The following is a 1,879-nucleotide window of genomic DNA, read 5'->3' on the forward strand; positions in this document are numbered from 1 at the left end:
GATCAAGACCATGGAAGTCCATTCCAACGAAATCGCCCGTGACGTCTCCGAGACCCTGCGCAATCTCACGGCTGCACAGTACACCGCCGCCAACCCCGTCCAGGTGTGCCCCGCCAAGTGGATCGAAGGCGAAAAGACCCTGGCACCTTCCCTGGACCTGGTCGGCAAGATCTGATCCCCCCTGCGCCGCCCCATGCGGCGCGTCATCCCCCCAGGGGGACAACGCGTGCGGCCCGGCAGAGCCGGTTCCGCCGCGTTCTGGATGAAGTCACTTCGCTTCGGCGCTGTTTCTGTGCCTCCTTTCCTGGCAGTTCCGCTGCCCCATGGGCTTGCCTGCAGGCCCATGCACCAGCGGCCTTCCGCACCTTCATTTTCCTTTTCAGGAGTTCCCCATGCTTGACGACACCCTCAAGGCCCAATTGCAGCAATACCTGGGCATGCTGCGCCAGCCGATCACGCTGATCGCGTCGCTGGACGACAGCGCCACCGGCGCTGAGATGCGTTCGCTCCTGGAAACCATCGCCAGCCTGTCGGACAAGGTCACGCTGGACACCTCGGGCAACGATGCACGCAAGCCGTCGTTCGTGATCGCCCGTGCCGGTGAAACCGCGGGTGTGCGCTTTGCCGGTCTGCCGCTGGGCCACGAGTTCACCTCGCTGGTGCTGGCCCTGCTGTGGACCGGTGGTCACCCGCCCAAGGTGGAACAGGAGGTCATCGACTCCATCAAGGCGCTGGACGGTGATTTCCGCTTCGAGGTCTACATGTCCCTGACCTGCCACAACTGCCCGGACGTGGTGCAGGCGCTGTCGCTCATGGCCATCGTCAACCCCAAGATCCAGACCGTGGTGATCGAAGGCGGCGCGTTCCAGCAGGAAGTGACCGAGCGCGAGATCATGGCCGTGCCCATGGTGTTCATGAACGGCCAGGTGTTCGCCTCCGGCCGTATGAGCGTGGAAGAGATCGTCGCCAAGCTCGACACGAAGTCGGGCGAGCGCGAAGCCGCCAAACTCAACGCCAAGGATCCTTACGACGTGCTGATCGTTGGTGGTGGCCCGGCCGGTGCGGCCGCGGCGGTGTACGCCGCCCGCAAGGGCATCCGCGTCGGCGTGGCGGCCGAGCGTTTTGGCGGCCAGACCAACGACACCATGGCGATCGAGAACTACATCTCGGTGCTGGAAACCGACGGCCCCAAGTTCGCCGCGGCGCTGGAAGCCCAGGTGCGCCACTACGAGGTGGATCTGATGAACCTGCAGCGCGCACAGAAGCTGATTCCCGCCAGCGAGCCGGGCGGTCTGGTGACGGTGCAGATGGAGAATGGCGGCGAGCTCAAGGCGCGCAGCGTCATCCTGTCCACCGGCGCGCGCTGGCGCAATGTCAACGTGCCGGGCGAGCAGGCATACAAGAACAAGGGCGTGGCGTACTGCCCGCACTGCGATGGCCCGCTGTTCAAGGGCAAGCGCACGGCGGTCATCGGTGGCGGCAACTCGGGTGTTGAAGCGGCCATCGACCTGGCCGGCATCGTGCAGCACGTGACCCTGATCGAGTTCGCCGACCAGCTCAAGGCCGACGCGGTGCTGGTGAGCAAGCTCAAAAGCCTGCCCAACGTCACCATCCACGTGAACGCGCAGACCACCGAGATCACCGGCGTGGACCCGGACGGCAAAGACACGGGCAAGGTCACCGGCCTGAAGTACAAGGACCGCGCCACGAACCAGGAGCATCTCGTGCCGCTGGAAGGCGTGTTCGTGCAGATCGGTCTGGAGCCCAACACCGAGTTCCTCAAGGGCACGGTCGAGCTCAGCCGCTTCGGCGAAATCGTGGTCGATGCCAAGGGCCACACCAACGTGGAAGGCGTGTTCGCCGCCGGCGACTGCACGAC

The 1,879-nt window shown here is 65.0% G+C and carries 1 protein-coding gene and 1 pseudogene; both read left to right on the forward strand.

Annotated elements, in window-relative coordinates; genetic code table 11:
* Positions 1 to 175 (forward strand): annotated as a pseudogene (locus ACR2JA_RS15660) (peroxiredoxin); the annotation flags it as partial.
* Positions 176 to 392: 217 nt separating this feature from the next.
* A partial coding sequence (gene ahpF / locus ACR2JA_RS15665; RefSeq protein WP_434010007.1) for an alkyl hydroperoxide reductase subunit F occupies positions 393 to 1,879 on the forward strand: 1,487 nt, incomplete at its 3' end.

It is taken from the genome of Hydrogenophaga sp. (assembly GCF_051007235.1).
Taxonomy (GTDB): domain Bacteria; phylum Pseudomonadota; class Gammaproteobacteria; order Burkholderiales; family Burkholderiaceae_C; genus Hydrogenophaga.